Genomic DNA, 18,926 nt, shown 5'->3' on the forward strand with positions numbered 1-18,926 from the left:
GGGAAGCAAAGTGGATTTAACGAATATGGGTAAAGCTGCTAAAGATGCAGCTTTCGAATTAGCGACAGCGTCAACTGCGCAAAAGAACCAAGCTTTAGCGATCATTGCTGATGAGCTAGAAGCAAACTCCGTTGCTATTTTGGCGGCAAACGCTAAAGACATCGAACTTGGCCGTGAAGCGGGTTTAACCGATGCACTGCTTGATCGCCTTTTGCTGAATGAAGAACGATTGACTGCTATTGCGAATGATGTTCGCAACGTCATTAGCTTGAACGATCCTGTAGGCAGCGAAATCGACAGTAAGGTACTGGAAAATGGGATGTCACTGTCTCGTCGCCGTGTACCACTGGGTGTTGTAGGCGTAATTTATGAAGCGCGTCCTAACGTGACTATTGATATTGCGGCGCTGTGCTTGAAAACCGGCAACGCAAGCATTTTGCGTGGCGGCAAAGAGACATTTTTCTCGAATATGGAATTGGTAAAGGTTATTCAGTCTGCGCTAGCAAAGGCGAACCTTCCTGCCGCTTCGGTTCAGTACATTGAAAAGCCAGATCGTGAGCTAGTCTCTCAACTGCTTAAACTGGACGATTACGTCGACATGATCATTCCACGCGGTGGTGCTGGCCTACACAAAATGTGTAAAGAAAACAGCACGATTCCGGTGATTATTGGCGGCTTTGGTATCAGCCATATCTTTGTCGACGAATCCGCTGATCTAGAGAAGTCCCTGAATGTGGTTGAGAACTCTAAAGTTCAACGTCCATCTGCGTGTAACTCACTAGATACGCTGCTCGTGCATGAAAAAATTGCAGCACAGTTTCTGCCAATGATCGTTGAGCGTATGGACGAAAAAGTGACGTTCGTGGCAGAGCCAAAAGCAAAAGAACTCATGGAGCAAGCGAAACAAGTTCGCGATGCTGTTGAAGGTGACTTTGATACGGAATGGTTGAGCTATACCCTTGGTGTAAAAGTCGTGTCTGATGTGAAAGATGCAATTGATCATATGCGTGTTCATAACGCGAGCCACTCAGATGCGATCATGACCAATAGTTTGGAAAACTCAGAACTGTTCATCAATTCTGCCGGTTCGGCGGCGGTTTATGTGAATGCTTCAACGCGCTTTACAGACGGTGCGCAATTTGGCCTTGGCGCAGAAGTCGCAGTATCCACGCAAAAGCTACATGCCCGTGGTCCAATGGGCTTAGAAGAGCTAACTAGCTACAAGTGGGTTGGTAAAGCGAATTACTTAGCACGCAGTTAACACATTCAACGAGATCTTGAGTGAAAAAGGGGCCTTGGGGCCCCTTTTTGTTTTGTCTAACATACCAATTCCGCTACACTACATGAGCTTTTATTTCGGTTTGAAAGCGTTATACCCAAATAGCTTTAATAGAGTCCGTATAACCATGAACGCGTGGTTATCCGTGATTGCTAATGAGGTTATTTTGGTATAGATATGGAGGTGATATGCATTGTCCTTTTTGTTCCGAGAACGATACCAAAGTTATTGATTCCCGCTTAGTGGCAGATGGCCATCAAGTTCGACGTCGCCGTCAGTGCTTGGCGTGTAGCGAGCGTTTTACTACGTTTGAAAGCGCAGAGTTAGTGATGCCTAAAGTGATCAAATCGAATGGCAACCGTGAACCATTTGATGAAGATAAAATGGTTGGCGGTATTCAGCGCGCATTAGAGAAACGCCCAGTGAGTGCCGATTCTATAGAGCTAGCGATCAGCATGATCAAATCACAACTGCGTGCGACGGGTGAACGAGAGGTTCCGAGTGAAATGATTGGTAATTTAGTCATGGACCAACTCAAAGAGCTCGACAAGGTCGCTTATATCCGTTTCGCCTCAGTTTACCGCAGCTTTGAAGACATTCGCGAGTTTGGCGAAGAGATTGCCCGCCTAGAAGACTGAGTAGCTCATGACTCAACACACTCCTGAAAGAGCGTTTTCTGATTTAGATTTCGCCATGATGTCACGAGCTATTAAGTTAGCGAGACGTGGCATTTATACCACCGCCCCAAATCCAAATGTGGGGTGCGTCATCGTTCGTGATGAAGAAATTGTTGGTGAGGGCTATCACCACCGCGCTGGTGAGCCGCATGCCGAAGTGCACGCGATGCGCATGGCGGGTGAAAAAGCAGTTGGTGCAACCGCTTATGTGACGCTCGAACCTTGCTCTCATTACGGCCGTACACCGCCATGTGCTGAAGGGCTAATCAAAGCCAAAGTGGCTCGTGTGGTTTGCGCAATGGTAGACCCAAACCCTAAAGTTGCGGGGCGGGGCATCCAGATGTTGCGTGATGCCGGAATTGAAGTACAAATCGGCTTGTTAGAGCAAGATGCCCTTGCCCTTAACCCTGGTTTTATAAAGTACATGCGTACAGGCATGCCGTTTGTTCAATTAAAAATGGCAGCCAGTTTGGATGGGCAAAGCGCACTCAGCAATGGGCAGAGCCAATGGATCACCTCCCCAGCGGCCCGCCAAGATGTGCAGCGTTATCGAGCGATGAGTGGTGGCATTCTCTCTACCAGCAAAACGGTGATTGATGATAATGCGTCACTCAATGTGCGTTGGGATGACTTACCTACCAGTGTTCAAGCGCAGTATTTACGAGAAGAACTTCGTCAACCAGTACGTGTAATCTTAGACCGTCAGAACCATTTAACGGATGCGCTCAAGCTGTTCCACACCGATGGAGAGCGAGTTATTGTTAGCCCAGATGGAGACAGTATCCCTCTATTGGACAGCGCTGACCAAATTGACTTATCAACAACATTAAAACGTATCTCGGATGAGCACCACATCAATCACTTATGGGTTGAAGCTGGAGCAACGCTAGCCAGCGCGATGATAAAGGCTAATCTTGTAGATGAGCTCATTGTTTACCTTGCGCCAAAACTCATGGGCAGCGATGGTCGGGGGCTGATTGGTGCTTTAGGGTTAAGCGCTATGGCTGACGTCACTGATTTAAACATTACAGACGTTCGTATGGTTGGGGTAGACATTCGCATCACTGCCACCATCAAACGTAAAGAACTTAGATAAGAAATAGTATGTTTACAGGAATAGTAGAAGCAGTTGGCAAGTTAGCTGCGATTACGCCGAAGGGCGAAGACATCACCGTCACAGTTGAAACGGGGACTCTTGATATGTCAGACGTTAAGTTAGGCGATAGCATCGCGACCAATGGTGTTTGCTTAACGGTAGTTGACTTCGGAAGCCATTATTACAGTGCTGATCTGTCATTAGAAACCTTGAAGAAAACTGGGTTTGCTGAATACCAAGTAGGCGATAAGGTGAATCTAGAAAAAGCCATGTTACCAACAACGCGATTGGGGGGACATATCGTTTCTGGCCATGTCGATGGGGTTGGTGAAATTGTCGAACGCAATTTAGTTGGCCGCGCGATAGAGTTTTGGGTTGCAATGCCTGCGGAAATTAGCAAGTACGTCGCAGAGAAAGGCTCGATTACCGTTGATGGTATTAGCCTAACTGTCAACGACTTACGTAAAAATGCTTTTAAGCTGACGATCGTTCCTCATACGAGTGAAGAAACTACGATTGACCAGTTTCAAGTGGGACGTAAAGTAAACTTAGAAGTTGATGTACTTGCTCGTTATATGGAGCGTTTACTGCAAGGACAGCAAGAAGATAAGGCCGAGTCTCGTATCACGATGGACTTTTTACAGCAAAACGGTTTTGCATAAGTCTTGGGAGTGGCTGCGTGAGGCATGCGATAAAGAGCAGACTCACAGAACACCGCGAGATTCATTGACTTGCTTGGTGCAAAGCTCAAACTATTGACCTAACTAGCATTCACTGCAACATGATTTTTCATTGCTGTCGCAATAACAAATTTAGAATAACGGGATAACAGACTATGCCAATCAGTACGCCACAAGAAATTATTGATGATATTCGCGCAGGCAAAATGGTCATCCTAATGGATGATGAAGACCGCGAGAATGAAGGTGACTTGATCATGGCTGCCGAGCATATTACGCCGGAAGCCATCAACTTTATGGCAACCTATGGCCGTGGCCTGATTTGTTTAACCATGACCAAAGATCGTTGCGAAAGCCTAGGTCTGCCACCAATGGTGCAAGACAATAATGCGCAATACACAACCAACTTTACCGTTTCTATTGAGGCGGCAGAAGGAGTAACGACGGGTATTTCAGCCGCGGATCGCGCACGTACGGTTCAAGCGGCAGTCGCGCCAAACGCCAAAGCTGCGGATTTGGTGCAGCCTGGTCATATCTTCCCGCTCGCAGCCCAAGACGGTGGTGTACTGACTCGCGCTGGTCACACTGAAGCTGGCTGTGATTTGGCTCGCCTTGCTGGTTTAGAGCCTGCATCGGTGATTGTTGAGATCTTAAATGACGACGGCACTATGGCTCGTCGCCCTGATCTAGAGATCTTCGCAGAGAAGCACGGTATTAAATTGGGCACTATTGCCGACCTAATTGAGTACCGCAATAACACTGAGACAACGATTGAACGTGTGGCAGAGTGCAAGTTACCGACAGAGTTTGGCGAGTTCACGTTAGTCACGTACAAGGACACCATTGATAACCAAGTGCATTACGCAATGTGCAAGGGCGATTTGAAAGAAAAAGCGCCATTGGTTCGCGTTCACCTCCAAGATGTCTTTACTGATTTATTACGTAGCGATCGCAATGCAGAGCGCAGCTGGACACTAGATAAGGCAATGAAACGCATTGGTGAAGAAGGCGGTGTGCTGGTTGTTCTTGGCCATGAAGAATCGACCGATCTACTTATTCATCGTGTGAAGATGTTTGAAGCGCAAGACAAAGGTGAAGCACCAACGCTTGCTAAGAAACAGGGCACGTCTCGCCGTGTTGGTGTGGGGTCACAGATTCTTGCGGATCTCGGTGTACATGATATGCGCCTTCTGTCATCGACCAACAAAAAGTACCACGCATTAGGTGGTTTTGGTCTGAACGTGGTTGAGTACGTCTGCGAGTAACAACCGAACAATAAGTTCCTAGTCTTTTACGCACTCAACTCGTCAATGGCTAGGAACCGGTGATTTGCCTCCAATTTCCATTAGATATTGCTCACAAATTTGTGCTAGAATCCGGCGATTCTCACTTGATGAACATATTTCACTTATAAATAGAGTTAAAGGAAAGCTTATGAAAGTGATCGAGGGTGGCTTCCCAGCGCCAAATGCAAAAATTGCTATCGTTATTTCTCGTTTCAACAGTTTTATTAACGAAAGCCTACTTTCTGGTGCGATCGATACACTAAAGCGTCACGGACAAGTAAGCGAAGACAACATCACGGTTGTGCGTTGTCCAGGTGCCGTAGAACTACCTCTAGTAGCTCAGCGTGTTGCTAAAACTGGCAAATTCGACGCTATTGTTTCTCTAGGGTCTGTTATTCGCGGTGGAACGCCTCACTTTGACTATGTTTGTAGTGAAATGAACAAAGGTCTAGCACAAGTGTCTATGGAATTCAGCATTCCAGTAGCATTTGGTGTTTTGACTGTTGATACGATCGATCAAGCGATTGAACGCGCAGGAACCAAGGCTGGTAATAAAGGTGCAGAGGCTGCACTAAGCGCACTTGAAATGATTAATGTACTATCTGAAATTGATTCCTAATGGGGGCCAGTGTGAAACCAGCCGCACGTCGTAACGCACGTCAATTCGCTCTACAGGCGATCTACTCATGGCAAATTACTAAAGAGAATGTTGCCAAGATTGAAGAACAGTTTTTGTCTGGCGACAAATACGATGAAGAAGAACTTCATGCATCTGAGCCAGCGCTTGCTGCTCCAGAAACAGACGTAGCTTACTTCCGTGAACTACTAAGCGGTGTTGTACTTAGCCACGCTGAGCTAGATAGCAAAATTCGTCCATACATCTCTCGTCCTATGCAGGATTTAGATATGATGGAACTTGCTCTTCTTCGCCTTGCTATGTACGAGATGACTCGTCGCGAAGATGTTCCTTACAAAGTTGTTATCAATGAAGCGATTGAACTTGCAAAAGTCTTCGCAGCAGAAGATAGCCACAAGTTTGTGAACGGTGTACTTGATAAAGCAGCACCTCACATTCGTAAGAAATAAAGATTTCTTCAATGAAAAGGTCAGCACATGCTGACCTTTTTTGTATCAAAAGCTTTTACATCAAAAAGTAAGTGAATTATGTCTGGTGAATTTAATCTGATAGACAAATACTTCGTCGGTCGTCAGAGCCAACGTAAAGATGTCCATCTAGCCGCTGGTGATGATTGTGCTTTGGTCAAAGCGCCAGCTAATGTTCAGATTGCGATTAGCACGGATACATTGGTGGCTGGAACGCATTTCTTATCCGATGCAAATCCGGCGTGGGTGGCGCACAAAGCATTAGCTTCTAACATCAGTGATTTGGCAGCGATGGGAGCAACGCCTGCATGGGTGAGCTTTGCATTAACGATGCCCGAGCCAGATGAAGAATGGCTTGCACCTTTCTGTGATGCATTTTTCGAACTGGCTGATTACTATGGTATCCAGTTAATAGGCGGTGACACCACCAAAGGGCCATTGTGTCTGACACTAACGGTGCAAGGTTTTGTACCTGAAGACAAAGCGCTCACGCGATCCGGCGCAAAGCCTGGGGATTGGGTATACGTAACGGGAAACCTTGGCGATGCAAAAGCTGGCTTGGATGTGATTCTAGATGACTCTCTGCGCAGCAGAGTCGGCGCGGAAGCACTAGAGCGAGCTCATTACCTTAGTTCTCCGCGTGTGCTTGCTGGACAAGCTCTTGTTGGCTTAGCCTCGTCGGCGATAGATATTTCAGATGGTTTAATCTCTGATATTAAGCACATTTTACAGCGATCTCAGGTTGGGGTGAGTATTGATGTCTCTCAGCTACCGATCTCTTCAGAATTAGTCCAGTTTTTAGATGATAAGATCAGCGCGCAGCAGTATGCTTTAGCAAGTGGCGAAGAATACGAGTTGTGTTTTACCGTGCCGGAGCAAAATCGAGGCTCGTTACAAAGCGCTTTATCTCATACTGGCTGTAAGGTCACATGTATTGGTCAAATCCGACCAAATGGAACCTTCGAGCTGCATGATAACAATCAACCACTTGATTGGGACTTAAGTGGCTTCGACCACTTTAAATGATCTGAGCTAAGCTCTAGCCAAGAGCCTGTTACTATTGAGCAACTCGCAGGCATGACGATTGAAACCAAACTAGCAGTATAGGTTTAAGGATATGACCAACCCTCTTTCTCTGATTTCATTAAAGAACCCGTGGCATCTATTGGCGACGGGTTTTGGCAGCGGATTATCTCCGTTTATCCCAGGAACAATGGGCACATTGGCGGCCGTGCCCTTCTTTTTGTTGTTGGCGCAATTGCCATTTACGGCGTATGTCATTGTTGTTCTGATTTCGTGTGTGATCGGTATTCAAATCTGCCAAGTGACGTCAGCAGACATGAAAGTACATGATCATGGTTCAATCGTATGGGATGAATTTGCGGGTTTTTGGATTACGATGGGCATCGTCCCTGCGTTAAATATTCCACTCACTGAGTGGAAATGGCTGCTCACTGGCTTCATCTTGTTCCGTTTTTTCGACATGGTAAAACCGTGGCCAATTGGGTGGCTAGATAAGCGAGTTCACGGTGGGTTGGGTATTATGGTTGATGATATCGTGGCGGGAGTTATGGCAGGTGTTGCCCTGTTTCTAGTCGCAAAATACGCAGGCTGGATGAATTAAACGTTGGACATAAAAAAGGGATGCCATGAGCATCCCTTTTTAAATTCTATTTTGCTAAATAATCCAAGATGGATTGTTCAATCCCTTTTGCATCGAGACCAAGCTCTTCATGCAGTTCATCTTGTGTTCCCTGATGAATAAACTCATCTGGTAAACCTAGGTTCAACACAGGTTTAATGATTTTATCTTTCATCATGAACTCAACGACACCAGCACCTGCACCACCTGCGATAACATTTTCTTCTAACGTCACGAGCACATCATGATCTGCGGCTAATTGACGAATTAATGCTTCATCGAGCGGCTTCACAAAGCGCATATCAGCAACAGTGGCGTTAAGGTATTCTGCCGCTTCTAGCGCGTTACCCAAGAAAGTACCAAAGTTCAGAATAGCAACTTTTTCACCTTGGCGAACCATGCGTCCTTTACCGATTTCTAAAGCCGTAAACTCAGTTTCGATTTCTACGCCCATCCCGCTACCGCGAGGGTATCGAACCGCACTAGGGCCAGTATGTTTATGGCCAGTGTAAAGCATTTGTCGACATTCGTTTTCGTCACTTGGCGCCATGATCACCATGTTCGGAATACAGCGCATAAAGCTTAGATCGAATGCGCCTTGGTGAGTTTGGCCGTCTGCACCAACGAGACCTGCACGGTCGATAGCGAACATTACTGGTAAATCCATGATCGCGATATCGTGGATCAGTTGGTCATAACCACGTTGCAAGAAAGTCGAATAGATAGCTACGATTGGATGATCGCCAGCAATTGCCATACCTGTTGCAAGTGTCACAGCGTGTTGCTCAGCAATCGCCACGTCAAAGTATTGGTCTGGATATTCTTTTGAGAAACGTACCATACCAGAGCCTTCGCGCATTGCTGGCGTAATTGCCATTAGCTTAGGATCTTGGGCCGCCATATCACATAAAAAGTCACCAAAGATCTTTGAGTAAGTTGGCTTACCGCCACTGCTTTTCGGTAGACAGTTATGCGTTGGATCGAATTTAGGAACACCGTGGTAGCCGATAGGATCTTTCTCGGCAGGCTCATAACCTTTGCCTTTCTTGGTCATGATGTGCAGGAACTGAGGACCTTTGAGCTCACGCATGTTTTTTAGCGTTTTGACGAGTTCATTGACGTCGTGCCCATCAATCGGACCAATGTAATTAAAGCCGAACTCTTCGAACAGAGTACCAGGCACTACCATGCCTTTGAGGTGCTCTTCCGTACGGCGAACCAACTCTTTAATAGGTGGAACACCAGACAGCACTTTCTTACCGCCTTCACGGATAGAAGTGTACAAGCTGCCAGAAAGTACCTTAGCAAGGTGGTTATTCAGCGCGCCTACGTTTTCTGAAATCGACATTTCGTTGTCGTTCAAAATCACCAACATATCAGGATGAACGTCGCCAGCGTGGTTCATAGCTTCGAATGCCATGCCTGCTGTAATTGCGCCATCGCCAATCACACTGACAATTTTACGACCTTTGCCTTCTTTTTGTGCGCTGATGGCCATGCCAAGACCTGCACTAATCGATGTCGAAGAGTGACCGACAGATAAGGTGTCATATTCACTTTCTTCACGCCAAGGGAAAGGGTGTAGACCATCCTTTTGGCGAATTGTTGGCATTTTATCGCGACGTCCGGTGAGGATTTTATGCGGGTAAGCCTGATGACCAACATCCCAGATCAATTTGTCGATAGGGGTGTTGTAAACATAATGCAGAGCGACAGTTAGCTCCACGGTGCCTAAGCCAGACGCTAAGTGTCCGCTAGATTGGCTCACTGAATTTAGCAGATACGTTCGCAGTTCATCACACAGATTTGGTAATGTTTCTTTCGGAAGGAGACGTAATTCTTCCGGTGTATTTGCTAACGCCAGTGTTGGGTACTTTGAAATATCAAGAGTCATATAAATGCGCGCTTATAGTGTTAATTTTTGCGCTCGATGACATATCGGGCGAACTCTTCGAGTAACTGAGTATTGTATGGGATAGCTTCCAATGCTTGAAGTGCTTCCTGTAACAGAGTGTGAGCTTTCTCTATGGCTCCCTCTAAACCCAGCAGGGAAGGATAAGTGCTCTTATTCAGACCTTGGTCGGAACCTTGAGGCTTACCCAGTGTTTCTGTGTCACTGATGATATCAAGAATATCGTCTTGAACCTGAAACGCCAAACCAATTGCTTTTGAGTAGCGCTCCAAGTGAGGTAGAACCTCGATACCTTTCTCACCAGCAGCTAATGCACCTAATTTTACCGCACAATCAATCAGAGCTCCGGTTTTTTTACGGTGTATCTCTTCCATTTCTTCAAGAGAAACTTGGCGATTTTCTGCGCCTAAATCTAAAGCTTGTCCAACACACATGCCGTTGGCGCCAGAAGAATGCGCCAACGCTTTGATCATGTTGATGCGTTGAGTCTCGGCTGCCGGGTTTAATTGACCATCGGCAATAATGGTGAAGGCGAGAGTTTGTAGTGCATCACCTGTCAGTATTGCGGTTGCTTCATCAAACTTAATATGACAAGTTGGTTGACCTCGACGCAGTTCATCATCGTCCATGGCTGGCAGATCATCATGAATGAGTGAGTAGGCATGTATACATTCGATAGCAGCGGCAGGAGTGTCTAAGTCTTCAGGTTTACAGCCGAGCATTTGACCTGTGATGTAAACAAGAAAAGGGCGAACGCGTTTTCCACCTAGCAAAAGGCCGTATTTCATTGCTTGAATCAATGGCTGCTCTTGATATGGAAGCTGATCGAGCCACAAGTTCAATTGCTGATTGTTTCTTTGTTGAAAAGACGTCAATGTCTGTTGCATCACATTGCTCACTACTGATGGTTATTCTGAATCTGGTTTGAAGTCACTCAGTGGTGCTTCATCATCTTCGCTAAGAAGAATACTTACGCGCTGTTCGGCGTCGCTAAGTTTAGTTTGGCCAGCACGAGCTAAGGCAATGCCTCGTTCAAACTTACGTAGAGCATCATCTAGGGCAAGATCGCCATTTTCTAATTGATCAACCAAGCTATCAAGCTCTTCAATGGTTGCTTCGAAGGTCATGTTTTCTGGTTTCTTGACCGCCATCTTTTTTCTGCCTTAATCAAGCCTTGGAGAAGATGCACGAAAGTTACCTTAGCCTAGTAACTTGGTCAAATTTAACCTTATATAATTGTCACAAAATTAGCGTTAAACGAGCCTAAGCGCTGAAACCCCATATTTTGGTTAAGGTTGTTAAGTCTAATTTGTGATCCATTAGCTAAGATTTTTCTAAAAATTCTGCGCGAGTTGTCGATACAGGTAATAATCCGCCCAATGGCAGTATTTGAGTATAGCGTGAGGAGTGCTTTGTGGATTTAGCAACCCTATTAGGTTTGATTGGTGGTTTTGCATTCGTCATTATGGCGATGGTGCTTGGTGGCAGCATCGGCATGTTTGTCGATGTCACGTCGATCCTTATTGTCGTTGGTGGCTCAATATTTGTAGTACTGATGAAGTTCACAATGGGACAGTTCTTTGGTGCAACAAAGATCGCAGGCAAAGCCTTCATGTTTAAAGCGGATGAACCGGAAGACTTGATCGCAAAAATTGTGGAAATGGCCGATGCGGCACGTAAAGGTGGTTTTCTTGCTCTTGAAGAGATGGAAATTAATAACACTTTTATGCAAAAAGGTATTGATTTGCTTGTTGATGGCCATGATGCCGACGTGGTAAGAGCTGCCTTAAAAAAAGACATCGCGCTTACGGATGAACGACATACTCAAGGCACTGGCGTATTTCGCGCCTTTGGTGACGTTGCCCCTGCAATGGGGATGATTGGTACCTTGGTTGGCTTAGTCGCGATGCTTTCAAATATGGATGATCCAAAAGCGATTGGACCAGCAATGGCGGTTGCGCTCTTAACCACATTGTATGGCGCGATCCTGTCCAACATGGTGTTTTTCCCTATCGCGGATAAGCTTTCTCTGCGCCGTGACCAAGAAACGCTAAACCGCCGTTTGATCATGGATGGCGTATTAGCGATTCAAGATGGTCAAAATCCGCGAGTTATTGATAGTTACTTGAAGAACTACCTCAACGAAGGTAAACGTGCCCTTGAGATTGACGAGTAACTTGGAGAGTAGTGATGGATGATGAAGATAACAAATGCGATTGTCCGCCACCCGGTCTCCCGTTATGGATGGGGACATTCGCGGACTTAATGTCGCTACTGATGTGTTTCTTTGTTCTTCTGCTCTCGTTTTCTGAGATGGACGTGCTGAAGTTCAAACAGATTGCGGGATCAATGAAATTTGCCTTCGGTGTACAAAATCAACTTGAAGTGAAAGACATTCCCAAAGGTACTAGCATCATTGCTCAAGAATTTCGACCGGGCCGACCGGAACCAACGCCGATTGATGTCATCATGCAGCAAACCATGGACATCACTCAGCAGACGCTCGAATTTCATGAAGGGGAGTCTGACCGAGCTGGTGGCACAAAGCGTGATGAAGGCAAGTTAACGGGGGGCCAGTCGCCAGAAACGTCAACGCAAAACAATCAATCTGCAGAAGCGGACATGCAACAGCAGCAATCTGAAGAGATGTCGCAAGAGATGGAAACCTTGATGGAAAGCATCAAGAAAGCCTTAGAGCGAGAGATTGAACAAGGTGCCATTGAAGTTGAAAATCTTGGCCAACAGATTGTCATACGCATGCGTGAAAAAGGTGCATTCCCTGAAGGTTCGGCTTTCTTGCAGCCTAAATTCCGCCCTTTAGTTCGACAAATTGCAGAGTTAGTAAAAGACGTGCCAGGCATTGTGCGAGTATCTGGTCATACGGACAACCGACCGTTGGACTCTGAGCTTTATCGTTCTAACTGGGATCTCTCCTCTCAGCGCGCCGTATCGGTCGCACAAGAGATGGAGAAGGTGAGAGGTTTCTCTCATCAACGTTTGAGAGTGCGAGGCATGGCAGATACTGAACCATTGTTGCCGAATGATTCTGATGAAAATCGCGCGCTTAACCGGCGGGTTGAAATCAGCATCATGCAAGGCGAGCCACTATACAGTGAAGAAGTGCCTGTAATTCAATAACTAGACTTTGGTTTTAAGTCAGTAGAGAGATAAGAAAGCGAGCAGATTGCTCGCTTTTTTTGTTTTTCCAATCCGCTTGGGTGTATAATCTTGCGCCTTAAAAGTGAGCTCAGACTACTTTTTGTGACTGAAACGCGGTTTTACTGCGTATGAAGCATTGAAGTTGAGTGTCACTCTTTGTTGATTGCGAAACTAACCTGCGAATTAGACTATGAAATTTATTGTAAAGCCCCATCCAGAAATTTTTGTAAAAAGTGAATCTGTGCGTAAGCGCTTCACAAAGATTTTAGAGTGCAACATTCGTAACATCATTAAGAGCCGCACGGAATCTGTCGCGGTATTCAACCGTCGTGATCACATTGAAGTGACCTCTGAGAGTAACGAATTCCACGCTGAAGTTCTTGAGGTTTTGACTCATACACCAGGCATTCACCACGTACTGGAAGTGAAGCAGACCGAATTTAAAGATTTGCACGATATCTTCGAACAAGTACTGGAGCTAAATCGCTCTGCACTCGAAAATAAAACCTTTGTTGTACGTGCGAAGCGTCGCGGTAAGCACGACTTTACCTCTATCGAACTAGAGCGTTATGTCGGCGGTGGTTTAAACCAAGCGATTGAGAGCGCAAGAGTTAAGCTGCAAAACCCAGACGTGACGATCAAGGTAGAAGTCTCGAACGACAAGCTAAACCAAGTGCTGGCTCGTCATAAAGGTTTAGGCGGCTTCCCACTGGGCACGCAAGAAGACGTGTTGAGCTTGATCTCTGGTGGTTTTGACTCTGGTGTTTCTAGCTACCTTCATATCAAGCGTGGCTCAAAAGTACATTACTGCTTCTTTAACCTAGGTGGTCCAGCACACGAAATCGGCGTTAAGCAGGTTTCTCACTACCTATGGAACAAATACGGTTCTTCTGCAAAAGTACGTTTCATTTCAGTTGATTTCGAACCTGTGGTTGCGGAAATCCTAGAGAAAGTCGATGACGGCCAAATGGGGGTTATCTTGAAGCGTATGTTCATGCGTGCAGCAGGCATGATCGCTCAGAAGATGAAGATCGAAGCATTGGTGACTGGCGAAGCGCTCGGTCAGGTATCGAGCCAAACGCTAACTAACCTCCGCCATATCGATAACGTAACGGACACGTTGATTCTGCGCCCACTTATCAACTGGGATAAAGAAGACATCATTAACCTAGCACGCGAAATCGGCACGGAAGACTTTGCGAAGACTATGCCAGAGTATTGTGGTGTTATTTCTAAGAAGCCGACAGTAAAAGCGATTAAAGCGAAGCTAGAAGCGGAAGAAGAGAAATTTGACTTTAGCATTCTTGAGCAAGTAGTTCGTGATGCACGCATGATGGACATTCGTGATATCGCGAAAGAGTCTGAGCAAGCAGCACCAGAAGTCGAGCAGGTTGAGGCGGTAGAAGAGCACGCGGTTGTGCTAGATATTCGTAGTCCTGAAGAGGAAGACGATAACCCGCTCGAAATCGAAGGTGTGGATGTGAAACATATCCCATTCTACAAGTTGGGTACACAGTTTGGTGATTTAGACCAATCTAAGACATATTTACTGTACTGTGACCGCGGTGTGATGAGCCGTCTGCAAGCGCTTTACTTGCAAGAGCAAGGCTTCAATAACGTAAAAGTTTACCGCCCATAGTTGACTGATAAAAAGACGTTAAAAGGCGCAAATTGAGACATCAATTTGCGCCTTTTTTGTTTTTGATCGCGTTACAGCTAATCATTACTTAGCATAATGTTGAGGCTTATCGCAAAGCCATACACTTTGTGTTGATATAACGATAATTAATCCGAAAGAAGAGTAATAAAGTGATGTTGCTGCCAGATATACGGATGAGATTTTCGATAGATAAAAAAACACCGCCTAATTTAGGCGGTGTAACAAATTTGACAGACAGGTCAAAAATAAATACAGGAAGTATATGTTTTATCACAGGGAGTGTGGACAAAACATTATGGTAGAAATCTACCTAACTCGAAATACGAGTTTGCAAACACAACATCGCAACAACGAAGCCAATTGATTTCCAAAGAAATCAAGCCGTTCAGGCTCGTGTTGCGGGGTGAAATATAGAATTTATCTGGCTGTTCGACAACGGACATTTTATAATGTTTCAGATTAAAAAAACTAATCCTATTTGAGGTCCCATATGTCTCGCAGATTGCCTCCGTTAAATTCGCTTCGAGTCTTCGAAGCGGCTGCTCGTCATCTCAGTTTTACGCGAGCAGCAGAAGAGTTGTTTGTTACTCAAGCCGCGGTCAGTCACCAGATTAAAGCACTCGAAGAGTTCTTATCGTTGAAGCTCTTTCGTCGCCGTAATCGTTCGCTATTGTTGACAGAAGAAGGACAAAGTTACTTTCTCGACATCAAAGATATTTTCACCTCGATTGCCGAGGCGACAGATAAGGTATTGGAACGTAGTGAAAAAGGGGCATTGACGATCAGTCTACCGCCGAGTTTTGCTATCCAATGGTTGGTGCCTCGTTTGGCCGACTTTAATGCTCAAGAGCCAGATATCGATGTACGTATTAAAGCTGTGGATATGGATGAAGGTTCACTGACTGATGATGTAGATGTGGCTATCTACTATGGCCGTGGGAATTGGCCGGGTTTGCGAGCGGATAAATTGTACCAAGAGTTTCTGATCCCACTTTGTTCACCTTCGTTACTTTTAGGCAACAAACCATTAGAATCTCTAAGTGACCTCAAATTACACACTTTGTTACATGATACTTCGCGTAAAGACTGGAAGCAGTTTGCGCGTCATTACAACATCGAAGGTATCAATGTAAACCACGGTCCTATTTTCAGTCACTCGACGATGGTGCTACAGGCTGCTGCGCATGGTCAGGGGGTTGCGCTTGGTAACAACGTACTCGCCAAGCCAGAAATGGAAGCTGGACGACTCATCGCGCCATTCGACGAGGTGTTGATCTCCAAGAATGCATTCTACGTGGTGTGTCATGAACAGCAGGCAGATATGGGCCGAATCGCAACGTTTAGAGACTGGATGTTAGCGACCGCGAGAAAAGAGCAAGAGGAAGTACTAGATGAGCCAATGGATAGTTGAGGGACCTGAAAGCGGTCCTCTATTTATCTTTGCCCATGGCGCTGGAGCGGGGATGGAACATGATTTCATGGCCGCCGTTGCCAAAGGATTAGTTGAACAAGGAATTCGCGTGGTGCGATTTAACTTCCCGTATATGATTAAGCGAGCGGAAGATGGGAAAAAGCGTCCACCAGATCGTGCGCCAAAACTGCTGGAAGCCTATGAAGAAGTGATTGCTCACTTTACCTCTCAACCTATTGTCATTGGTGGTAAGTCAATGGGTGGCCGCATGTCGAGTTTACTGGCTGAAAATGAGCTGGTGGCGGGCATTGCTTGTTTAGGGTTTCCATTTCACCCTCCGGGAAAGCCAGAAAAGTTCAAAGGCGATCACTTAGCGAATATCGAGAAACCTACGCTGATTCTACAAGGGGAGCGAGACACCTTTGGTAAGCGTGAGGAGTTCGATGACTTTGTCCTTTCATCGCAAGTTAAGGTGAGTTTTTTACCTGATGGTGACCACAGCTTTAAACCGCGCAAGAGCTCAGGCCATACCGAGGCGGGTAACATCGATCTCGCGGTAGAGCAGTTAGCGGCGTTTATCAAAGAGGTGCACCGTGAAAAGTAAGTGGTTACTCTCATTTTCTGGTCTGTCTGGGCTGGTTTCTGTCGCTCTAGGAGCCTTTGCTGCACATGGGCTAAAAGCTCAGCTAGCTCCGTATTTACTTGGCGTATTTGAGACTGGAGTGTTGTACCAATTTATTCACACGCTGGCGATTGTGTTTTGTGCGGTTTTATTGCTATTGAATTTGGGACAAAAAGCACAAAAATATTTTTTCATTGCAGCGATTTGCTTTATCATCGGCATCTTTTGTTTTAGCGGCAGTCTTTACGCGCTGGCGCTGACAGGCATTAAGTGGTTTGGGCCCATTACTCCAATGGGAGGATTACTGTTCATGATTGGTTGGTGTCTGTTCTTTTTTGCTGCGTTCAATATCAAAGAGGTCTCCAAGTGAAACAACTAATGCTCTATTGCCGTTCTGGCTTTGAGAAAGAGTGTGCTGGTGAAATTCAGGACAAAGCGACACAGTTGGAAGTGTATGGCTTCCCTCGTGTGAAGAGAAACTCAGGTTATGTTGTCTTCGAGTGTTACCAAGATGGAGATGCGGACAAACTTGCGAGAGGTTTGGACTTTAAGTCGTTAATCTTCGCTCGCCAAATGTTTGCGGTAGCGGCTGAGTTTCAATCGCTGCCAAGTGATGACCGCATTAGCCCAATTTTGAATGAGCTAGCAGACATTGAAGCGTTTCCTCGCTGTGGGGATTTGAGAATTGAAACTCCGGATACGAATGAAGCGAAAGAGCTACTGAAATTCTGCCGTAAATTTACTGTCCCAATGCGTCAAGCGTTGCGCGGTAAAGGTTTAATGTTGAACAAAGACAACGCGAAGAAGCCAGTACTGCACATTTGTTTTGTGGAGCCTGGCCACTGTTATGTCGGTTATTCTTACACTGACAATAACTCTCAGTTCTTCATGGGTATTCCTCGCCTTAAGTTCCCAGCAGACGCCCCAAGTCGTTCAACGCTTAAACTGGAAGAAGCATTTCACGTCTTTATTCCACGTGAAGAGTGGGATGAGCGTTTAGCTCCAGGAATGTGGGGGGTCGATTTAGGGGCATGTCCAGGCGGTTGGACGTACCAATTGGTGAAGCGCTCGATGTTCGTTCACTGTGTCGATAACGGCATGATGGCAGACAGCTTGATGGAAACCGGCCAGATCAAGCATCATATGGTGGATGGTTTTAAATTCGAACCAGACCGTAAGAACGTAACATGGATTGTTTGTGACATGGTAGAAAAGCCAGCTCGTGTTGCTCACCTTATGGGCCAGTGGCTGTTAAAAGGTTGGGCGAAAGAGGCAATCTTTAACCTTAAGCTGCCAATGAAAGGCCGCTATGACGAGGTGCTGCAAGACCTTGAAAACCTGAAGCAGTTCCTGATTGATAATAAGGTAAAGTTCAGACTACAAGCTAAGCATTTGTATCATGATCGTGAAGAGATCACGATTCATATCCAGTGTCTATCGAACATTTCGCCGTACTAATTCTATCTCCGAGTCATTTGGGGATAGTCCCGAGAATAGAAAAAGCGCCTTCAAATGGCGCTTTTTTATTGTCTGATAGCTCTATGGTTTGAAACCATCATCAGACACTATTCCGCCTTATTTGGTCCTGTAAAGCGAATGTCCTGTAAGTTAAAGCCGAGTTCAATGTCGCACTTTAAAGCCGCGACGCGTTTACATAAGCGTGCAGACTCAATGTGCTCGTCTAATTTTTTACGGTATTTCGGTGCGAGGTCTTCACTGGCGTAGGCTGCTTCAATATTCTCAAACTGAGTAAGAATCTCTTTCGCCGCTTTTGGTCCAATGCCCGGAACCCCAGGCACTTGGCTAGAGCTGATCCCCGTTAACCCCCAATAATCGGCCAGTTGGCTTGGTTTTACGCCGAACTCTTTTTCGATAAACGGTTCATCTAACCAACGATGTTGGAAGTAATCACGGATCTGTAGGGTAGGAGAAAGCAGCTGACAGTAGCCTTTATCCGTAGAAACGATGGTGACTTTTTCACCATGACTGGCCACTTTCGTCGCGAGAGTAGCAACCAAGTCGTCCGCTTCATCGCCTTCAGAAAGCAATGAATCAATACCTTGTTCCCACCATGCTTGCTGAATCGCATCTAGACCTTGCATCAGTGGTTCCGGCATTGGTTTTCGATTTTGCTTATAGTCTGGAAGAATCTCAGCTCGCCACCCTCTGTCTTGTTCATGGTGATCGAAAACCGCAATGATGTGTGTCGGGTTGGCTTCTGACAGAATGCGAGTGAGGGTTCTTTGTGTCGTGGTGATGGTTCTTGCTATGTCGGTTGGATCCGGTTGTGCAGAGTGCACTCGGCGGATCAGGTTTAGGGCATCAATAATAACAAGATGAATAGACATAATGACTTAGCAATAAAAAAGGGGCGTAATGCCCCTAGTGTAACGAATGC

20 protein-coding genes are annotated in these 18,926 nt (G+C 45.9%); 16 read left to right on the forward strand and 4 right to left on the reverse strand.

What is annotated here, in order from left to right:
• Positions 1-10 precede the first annotated feature (10 nt).
• The 9 genes from ACHFJ9_RS11405 to pgpA all read left to right on the forward strand — a co-directional run bounded on the left by ACHFJ9_RS11405 (position 11) and on the right by pgpA (position 7,746).
• The gene (locus ACHFJ9_RS11405) at positions 11-1,261 is read left to right on the forward strand and encodes a glutamate-5-semialdehyde dehydrogenase (protein ID WP_104969126.1); all 1,251 of its coding nucleotides are present in this window, start codon (positions 11-13) and stop codon (positions 1,259-1,261) included.
• A 206-nt stretch (positions 1,262-1,467) separates the two neighbouring features.
• Positions 1,468-1,917 carry a transcriptional regulator NrdR gene (gene nrdR, locus ACHFJ9_RS11410; protein ID WP_005381578.1) on the forward strand — a complete coding sequence of 150 codons (450 nt, stop codon included), beginning with the start codon at positions 1,468-1,470 and terminating at the stop codon, positions 1,915-1,917.
• 7 nt (positions 1,918-1,924) lie between these two features.
• The gene (gene ribD / locus ACHFJ9_RS11415; RefSeq protein WP_104969127.1) at positions 1,925-3,052 is read left to right on the forward strand and encodes a bifunctional diaminohydroxyphosphoribosylaminopyrimidine deaminase/5-amino-6-(5-phosphoribosylamino)uracil reductase RibD; all 1,128 of its coding nucleotides are present in this window, start codon (positions 1,925-1,927) and stop codon (positions 3,050-3,052) included.
• Between the two features lie 8 nt (positions 3,053-3,060).
• Positions 3,061-3,714 (forward strand): riboflavin synthase, encoded by a 654-nt coding sequence (locus ACHFJ9_RS11420; protein WP_053811835.1) that lies wholly within the window; start codon positions 3,061-3,063, stop codon positions 3,712-3,714.
• Positions 3,715-3,887: 173 nt separating this feature from the next.
• A complete protein-coding gene (gene ribBA, locus ACHFJ9_RS11425; RefSeq protein WP_005381573.1) occupies positions 3,888-4,997 on the forward strand; it encodes a bifunctional 3,4-dihydroxy-2-butanone-4-phosphate synthase/GTP cyclohydrolase II in 1,110 nt (369 codons plus the stop codon).
• 169 nt (positions 4,998-5,166) lie between these two features.
• Positions 5,167-5,637: a 6,7-dimethyl-8-ribityllumazine synthase gene (gene ribE, locus ACHFJ9_RS11430; protein ID WP_005381572.1), complete on the forward strand. Its 471-nt coding sequence runs from the start codon at positions 5,167-5,169 to the stop codon at positions 5,635-5,637.
• Positions 5,637-6,104 carry a transcription antitermination factor NusB gene (gene nusB / locus ACHFJ9_RS11435; protein WP_005381571.1) on the forward strand — a complete coding sequence of 156 codons (468 nt, stop codon included), beginning with the start codon at positions 5,637-5,639 and terminating at the stop codon, positions 6,102-6,104. The genes ribE and nusB overlap by 1 nt, the downstream gene beginning before the upstream one ends.
• Positions 6,105-6,182: 78 nt before the next feature.
• On the forward strand, positions 6,183-7,148 hold the full coding sequence (thiL, locus tag ACHFJ9_RS11440; protein WP_104971352.1) for a thiamine-phosphate kinase: 966 nt from the start codon (positions 6,183-6,185) through the stop codon (positions 7,146-7,148).
• A gap of 91 nt (positions 7,149-7,239) precedes the next feature.
• Positions 7,240-7,746 (forward strand): phosphatidylglycerophosphatase A, encoded by a 507-nt coding sequence (gene pgpA / locus ACHFJ9_RS11445; RefSeq protein WP_005391392.1) that lies wholly within the window; start codon positions 7,240-7,242, stop codon positions 7,744-7,746.
• Positions 7,747-7,792: 46 nt separating this feature from the next.
• Here pgpA and dxs read toward each other — a convergent pair whose 3' ends face one another.
• The 3 genes from dxs to xseB are packed head-to-tail and all read right to left on the reverse strand — an operon-like array spanning position 7,793 to position 10,827.
• Complete coding sequence (gene dxs / locus ACHFJ9_RS11450; protein ID WP_048626092.1) at positions 7,793-9,658, reverse strand: 1-deoxy-D-xylulose-5-phosphate synthase; 1,866 nt, start codon at positions 9,656-9,658, stop codon at positions 7,793-7,795.
• A gap of 20 nt (positions 9,659-9,678) precedes the next feature.
• Positions 9,679-10,563: a (2E,6E)-farnesyl diphosphate synthase gene (ispA, locus tag ACHFJ9_RS11455; RefSeq protein ID WP_005391389.1), complete on the reverse strand. Its 885-nt coding sequence runs from the start codon at positions 10,561-10,563 to the stop codon at positions 9,679-9,681.
• Between the two features lie 21 nt (positions 10,564-10,584).
• Positions 10,585-10,827 (reverse strand): exodeoxyribonuclease VII small subunit, encoded by a 243-nt coding sequence (gene xseB, locus ACHFJ9_RS11460; RefSeq protein ID WP_005381566.1) that lies wholly within the window; start codon positions 10,825-10,827, stop codon positions 10,585-10,587.
• A gap of 263 nt (positions 10,828-11,090) precedes the next feature.
• Between xseB and pomA the strand changes: the two genes are divergently transcribed.
• The 7 genes from pomA to rlmM all read left to right on the forward strand — a co-directional run bounded on the left by pomA (position 11,091) and on the right by rlmM (position 17,986).
• On the forward strand, positions 11,091-11,852 hold the full coding sequence (gene pomA, locus ACHFJ9_RS11465; RefSeq protein ID WP_005381564.1) for a flagellar motor protein PomA: 762 nt from the start codon (positions 11,091-11,093) through the stop codon (positions 11,850-11,852).
• Between the two features lie 14 nt (positions 11,853-11,866).
• On the forward strand, positions 11,867-12,814 hold the full coding sequence (locus ACHFJ9_RS11470) for a flagellar motor protein MotB (RefSeq protein WP_006741833.1): 948 nt from the start codon (positions 11,867-11,869) through the stop codon (positions 12,812-12,814).
• A gap of 211 nt (positions 12,815-13,025) precedes the next feature.
• A complete protein-coding gene (thiI, locus tag ACHFJ9_RS11475) occupies positions 13,026-14,474 on the forward strand; it encodes a tRNA uracil 4-sulfurtransferase ThiI (RefSeq protein ID WP_031780206.1) in 1,449 nt (482 codons plus the stop codon).
• Between the two features lie 511 nt (positions 14,475-14,985).
• Positions 14,986-15,906 carry a transcriptional regulator GcvA gene (locus ACHFJ9_RS11480; RefSeq protein WP_005391378.1) on the forward strand — a complete coding sequence of 307 codons (921 nt, stop codon included), beginning with the start codon at positions 14,986-14,988 and terminating at the stop codon, positions 15,904-15,906.
• Positions 15,887-16,510 carry an alpha/beta fold hydrolase gene (locus tag ACHFJ9_RS11485; RefSeq protein ID WP_074190974.1) on the forward strand — a complete coding sequence of 208 codons (624 nt, stop codon included), beginning with the start codon at positions 15,887-15,889 and terminating at the stop codon, positions 16,508-16,510. Before ACHFJ9_RS11480 ends, ACHFJ9_RS11485 begins: the two co-directional genes overlap by 20 nt.
• Entirely contained in the window at positions 16,500-16,898 is a 399-nt protein-coding gene (locus ACHFJ9_RS11490) for a DUF423 domain-containing protein (RefSeq protein WP_005391376.1), read from the forward strand. The genes ACHFJ9_RS11485 and ACHFJ9_RS11490 overlap by 11 nt, the downstream gene beginning before the upstream one ends.
• Positions 16,895-17,986 carry a 23S rRNA (cytidine(2498)-2'-O)-methyltransferase RlmM gene (gene rlmM / locus ACHFJ9_RS11495; protein ID WP_005391375.1) on the forward strand — a complete coding sequence of 364 codons (1,092 nt, stop codon included), beginning with the start codon at positions 16,895-16,897 and terminating at the stop codon, positions 17,984-17,986. The genes ACHFJ9_RS11490 and rlmM overlap by 4 nt, the downstream gene beginning before the upstream one ends.
• A 107-nt stretch (positions 17,987-18,093) precedes the next feature.
• Here rlmM and xni read toward each other — a convergent pair whose 3' ends face one another.
• On the reverse strand, positions 18,094-18,876 hold the full coding sequence (gene xni, locus ACHFJ9_RS11500) for a flap endonuclease Xni (RefSeq protein ID WP_005391374.1): 783 nt from the start codon (positions 18,874-18,876) through the stop codon (positions 18,094-18,096).
• Between the last annotated feature and the right edge of the window lie 50 nt (positions 18,877-18,926).

The organism is Vibrio sp. D3 (assembly GCF_043995865.1).
In the GTDB taxonomy this organism is placed as follows: Bacteria; Pseudomonadota; Gammaproteobacteria; order Enterobacterales; family Vibrionaceae; genus Vibrio; species Vibrio diabolicus.

What these genes read in the sequence shown, in the direction of transcription:
- ribE (WP_005381572.1), top strand. Translation starts at nt 5,167, where the DNA reads ATGAAAGTGATCGAGGGTGGCTTCCCAGCGCCAAATGCAAAAATTGCT.
- xseB (WP_005381566.1), bottom strand. Translation starts at nt 10,827, where the DNA reads ATGGCGGTCAAGAAACCAGAAAACATGACCTTCGAAGCAACCATTGAA.
- ACHFJ9_RS11470 (WP_006741833.1), top strand. Translation starts at nt 11,867, where the DNA reads ATGGATGATGAAGATAACAAATGCGATTGTCCGCCACCCGGTCTCCCG.
- ACHFJ9_RS11480 (WP_005391378.1), top strand. Translation starts at nt 14,986, where the DNA reads ATGTCTCGCAGATTGCCTCCGTTAAATTCGCTTCGAGTCTTCGAAGCG.
- thiL (WP_104971352.1), top strand. Translation starts at nt 6,183, where the DNA reads ATGTCTGGTGAATTTAATCTGATAGACAAATACTTCGTCGGTCGTCAG.
- thiI (WP_031780206.1), top strand. Translation starts at nt 13,026, where the DNA reads ATGAAATTTATTGTAAAGCCCCATCCAGAAATTTTTGTAAAAAGTGAA.
- xni (WP_005391374.1), bottom strand. Translation starts at nt 18,876, where the DNA reads ATGTCTATTCATCTTGTTATTATTGATGCCCTAAACCTGATCCGCCGA.
- ACHFJ9_RS11420 (WP_053811835.1), top strand. Translation starts at nt 3,061, where the DNA reads ATGTTTACAGGAATAGTAGAAGCAGTTGGCAAGTTAGCTGCGATTACG.
- pgpA (WP_005391392.1), top strand. Translation starts at nt 7,240, where the DNA reads ATGACCAACCCTCTTTCTCTGATTTCATTAAAGAACCCGTGGCATCTA.
- nrdR (WP_005381578.1), top strand. Translation starts at nt 1,468, where the DNA reads ATGCATTGTCCTTTTTGTTCCGAGAACGATACCAAAGTTATTGATTCC.
- nusB (WP_005381571.1), top strand. Translation starts at nt 5,637, where the DNA reads ATGGGGGCCAGTGTGAAACCAGCCGCACGTCGTAACGCACGTCAATTC.
- ACHFJ9_RS11485 (WP_074190974.1), top strand. Translation starts at nt 15,887, where the DNA reads ATGAGCCAATGGATAGTTGAGGGACCTGAAAGCGGTCCTCTATTTATC.
- ispA (WP_005391389.1), bottom strand. Translation starts at nt 10,563, where the DNA reads ATGCAACAGACATTGACGTCTTTTCAACAAAGAAACAATCAGCAATTG.
- ribBA (WP_005381573.1), top strand. Translation starts at nt 3,888, where the DNA reads ATGCCAATCAGTACGCCACAAGAAATTATTGATGATATTCGCGCAGGC.
- dxs (WP_048626092.1), bottom strand. Translation starts at nt 9,658, where the DNA reads ATGACTCTTGATATTTCAAAGTACCCAACACTGGCGTTAGCAAATACA.
- ribD (WP_104969127.1), top strand. Translation starts at nt 1,925, where the DNA reads ATGACTCAACACACTCCTGAAAGAGCGTTTTCTGATTTAGATTTCGCC.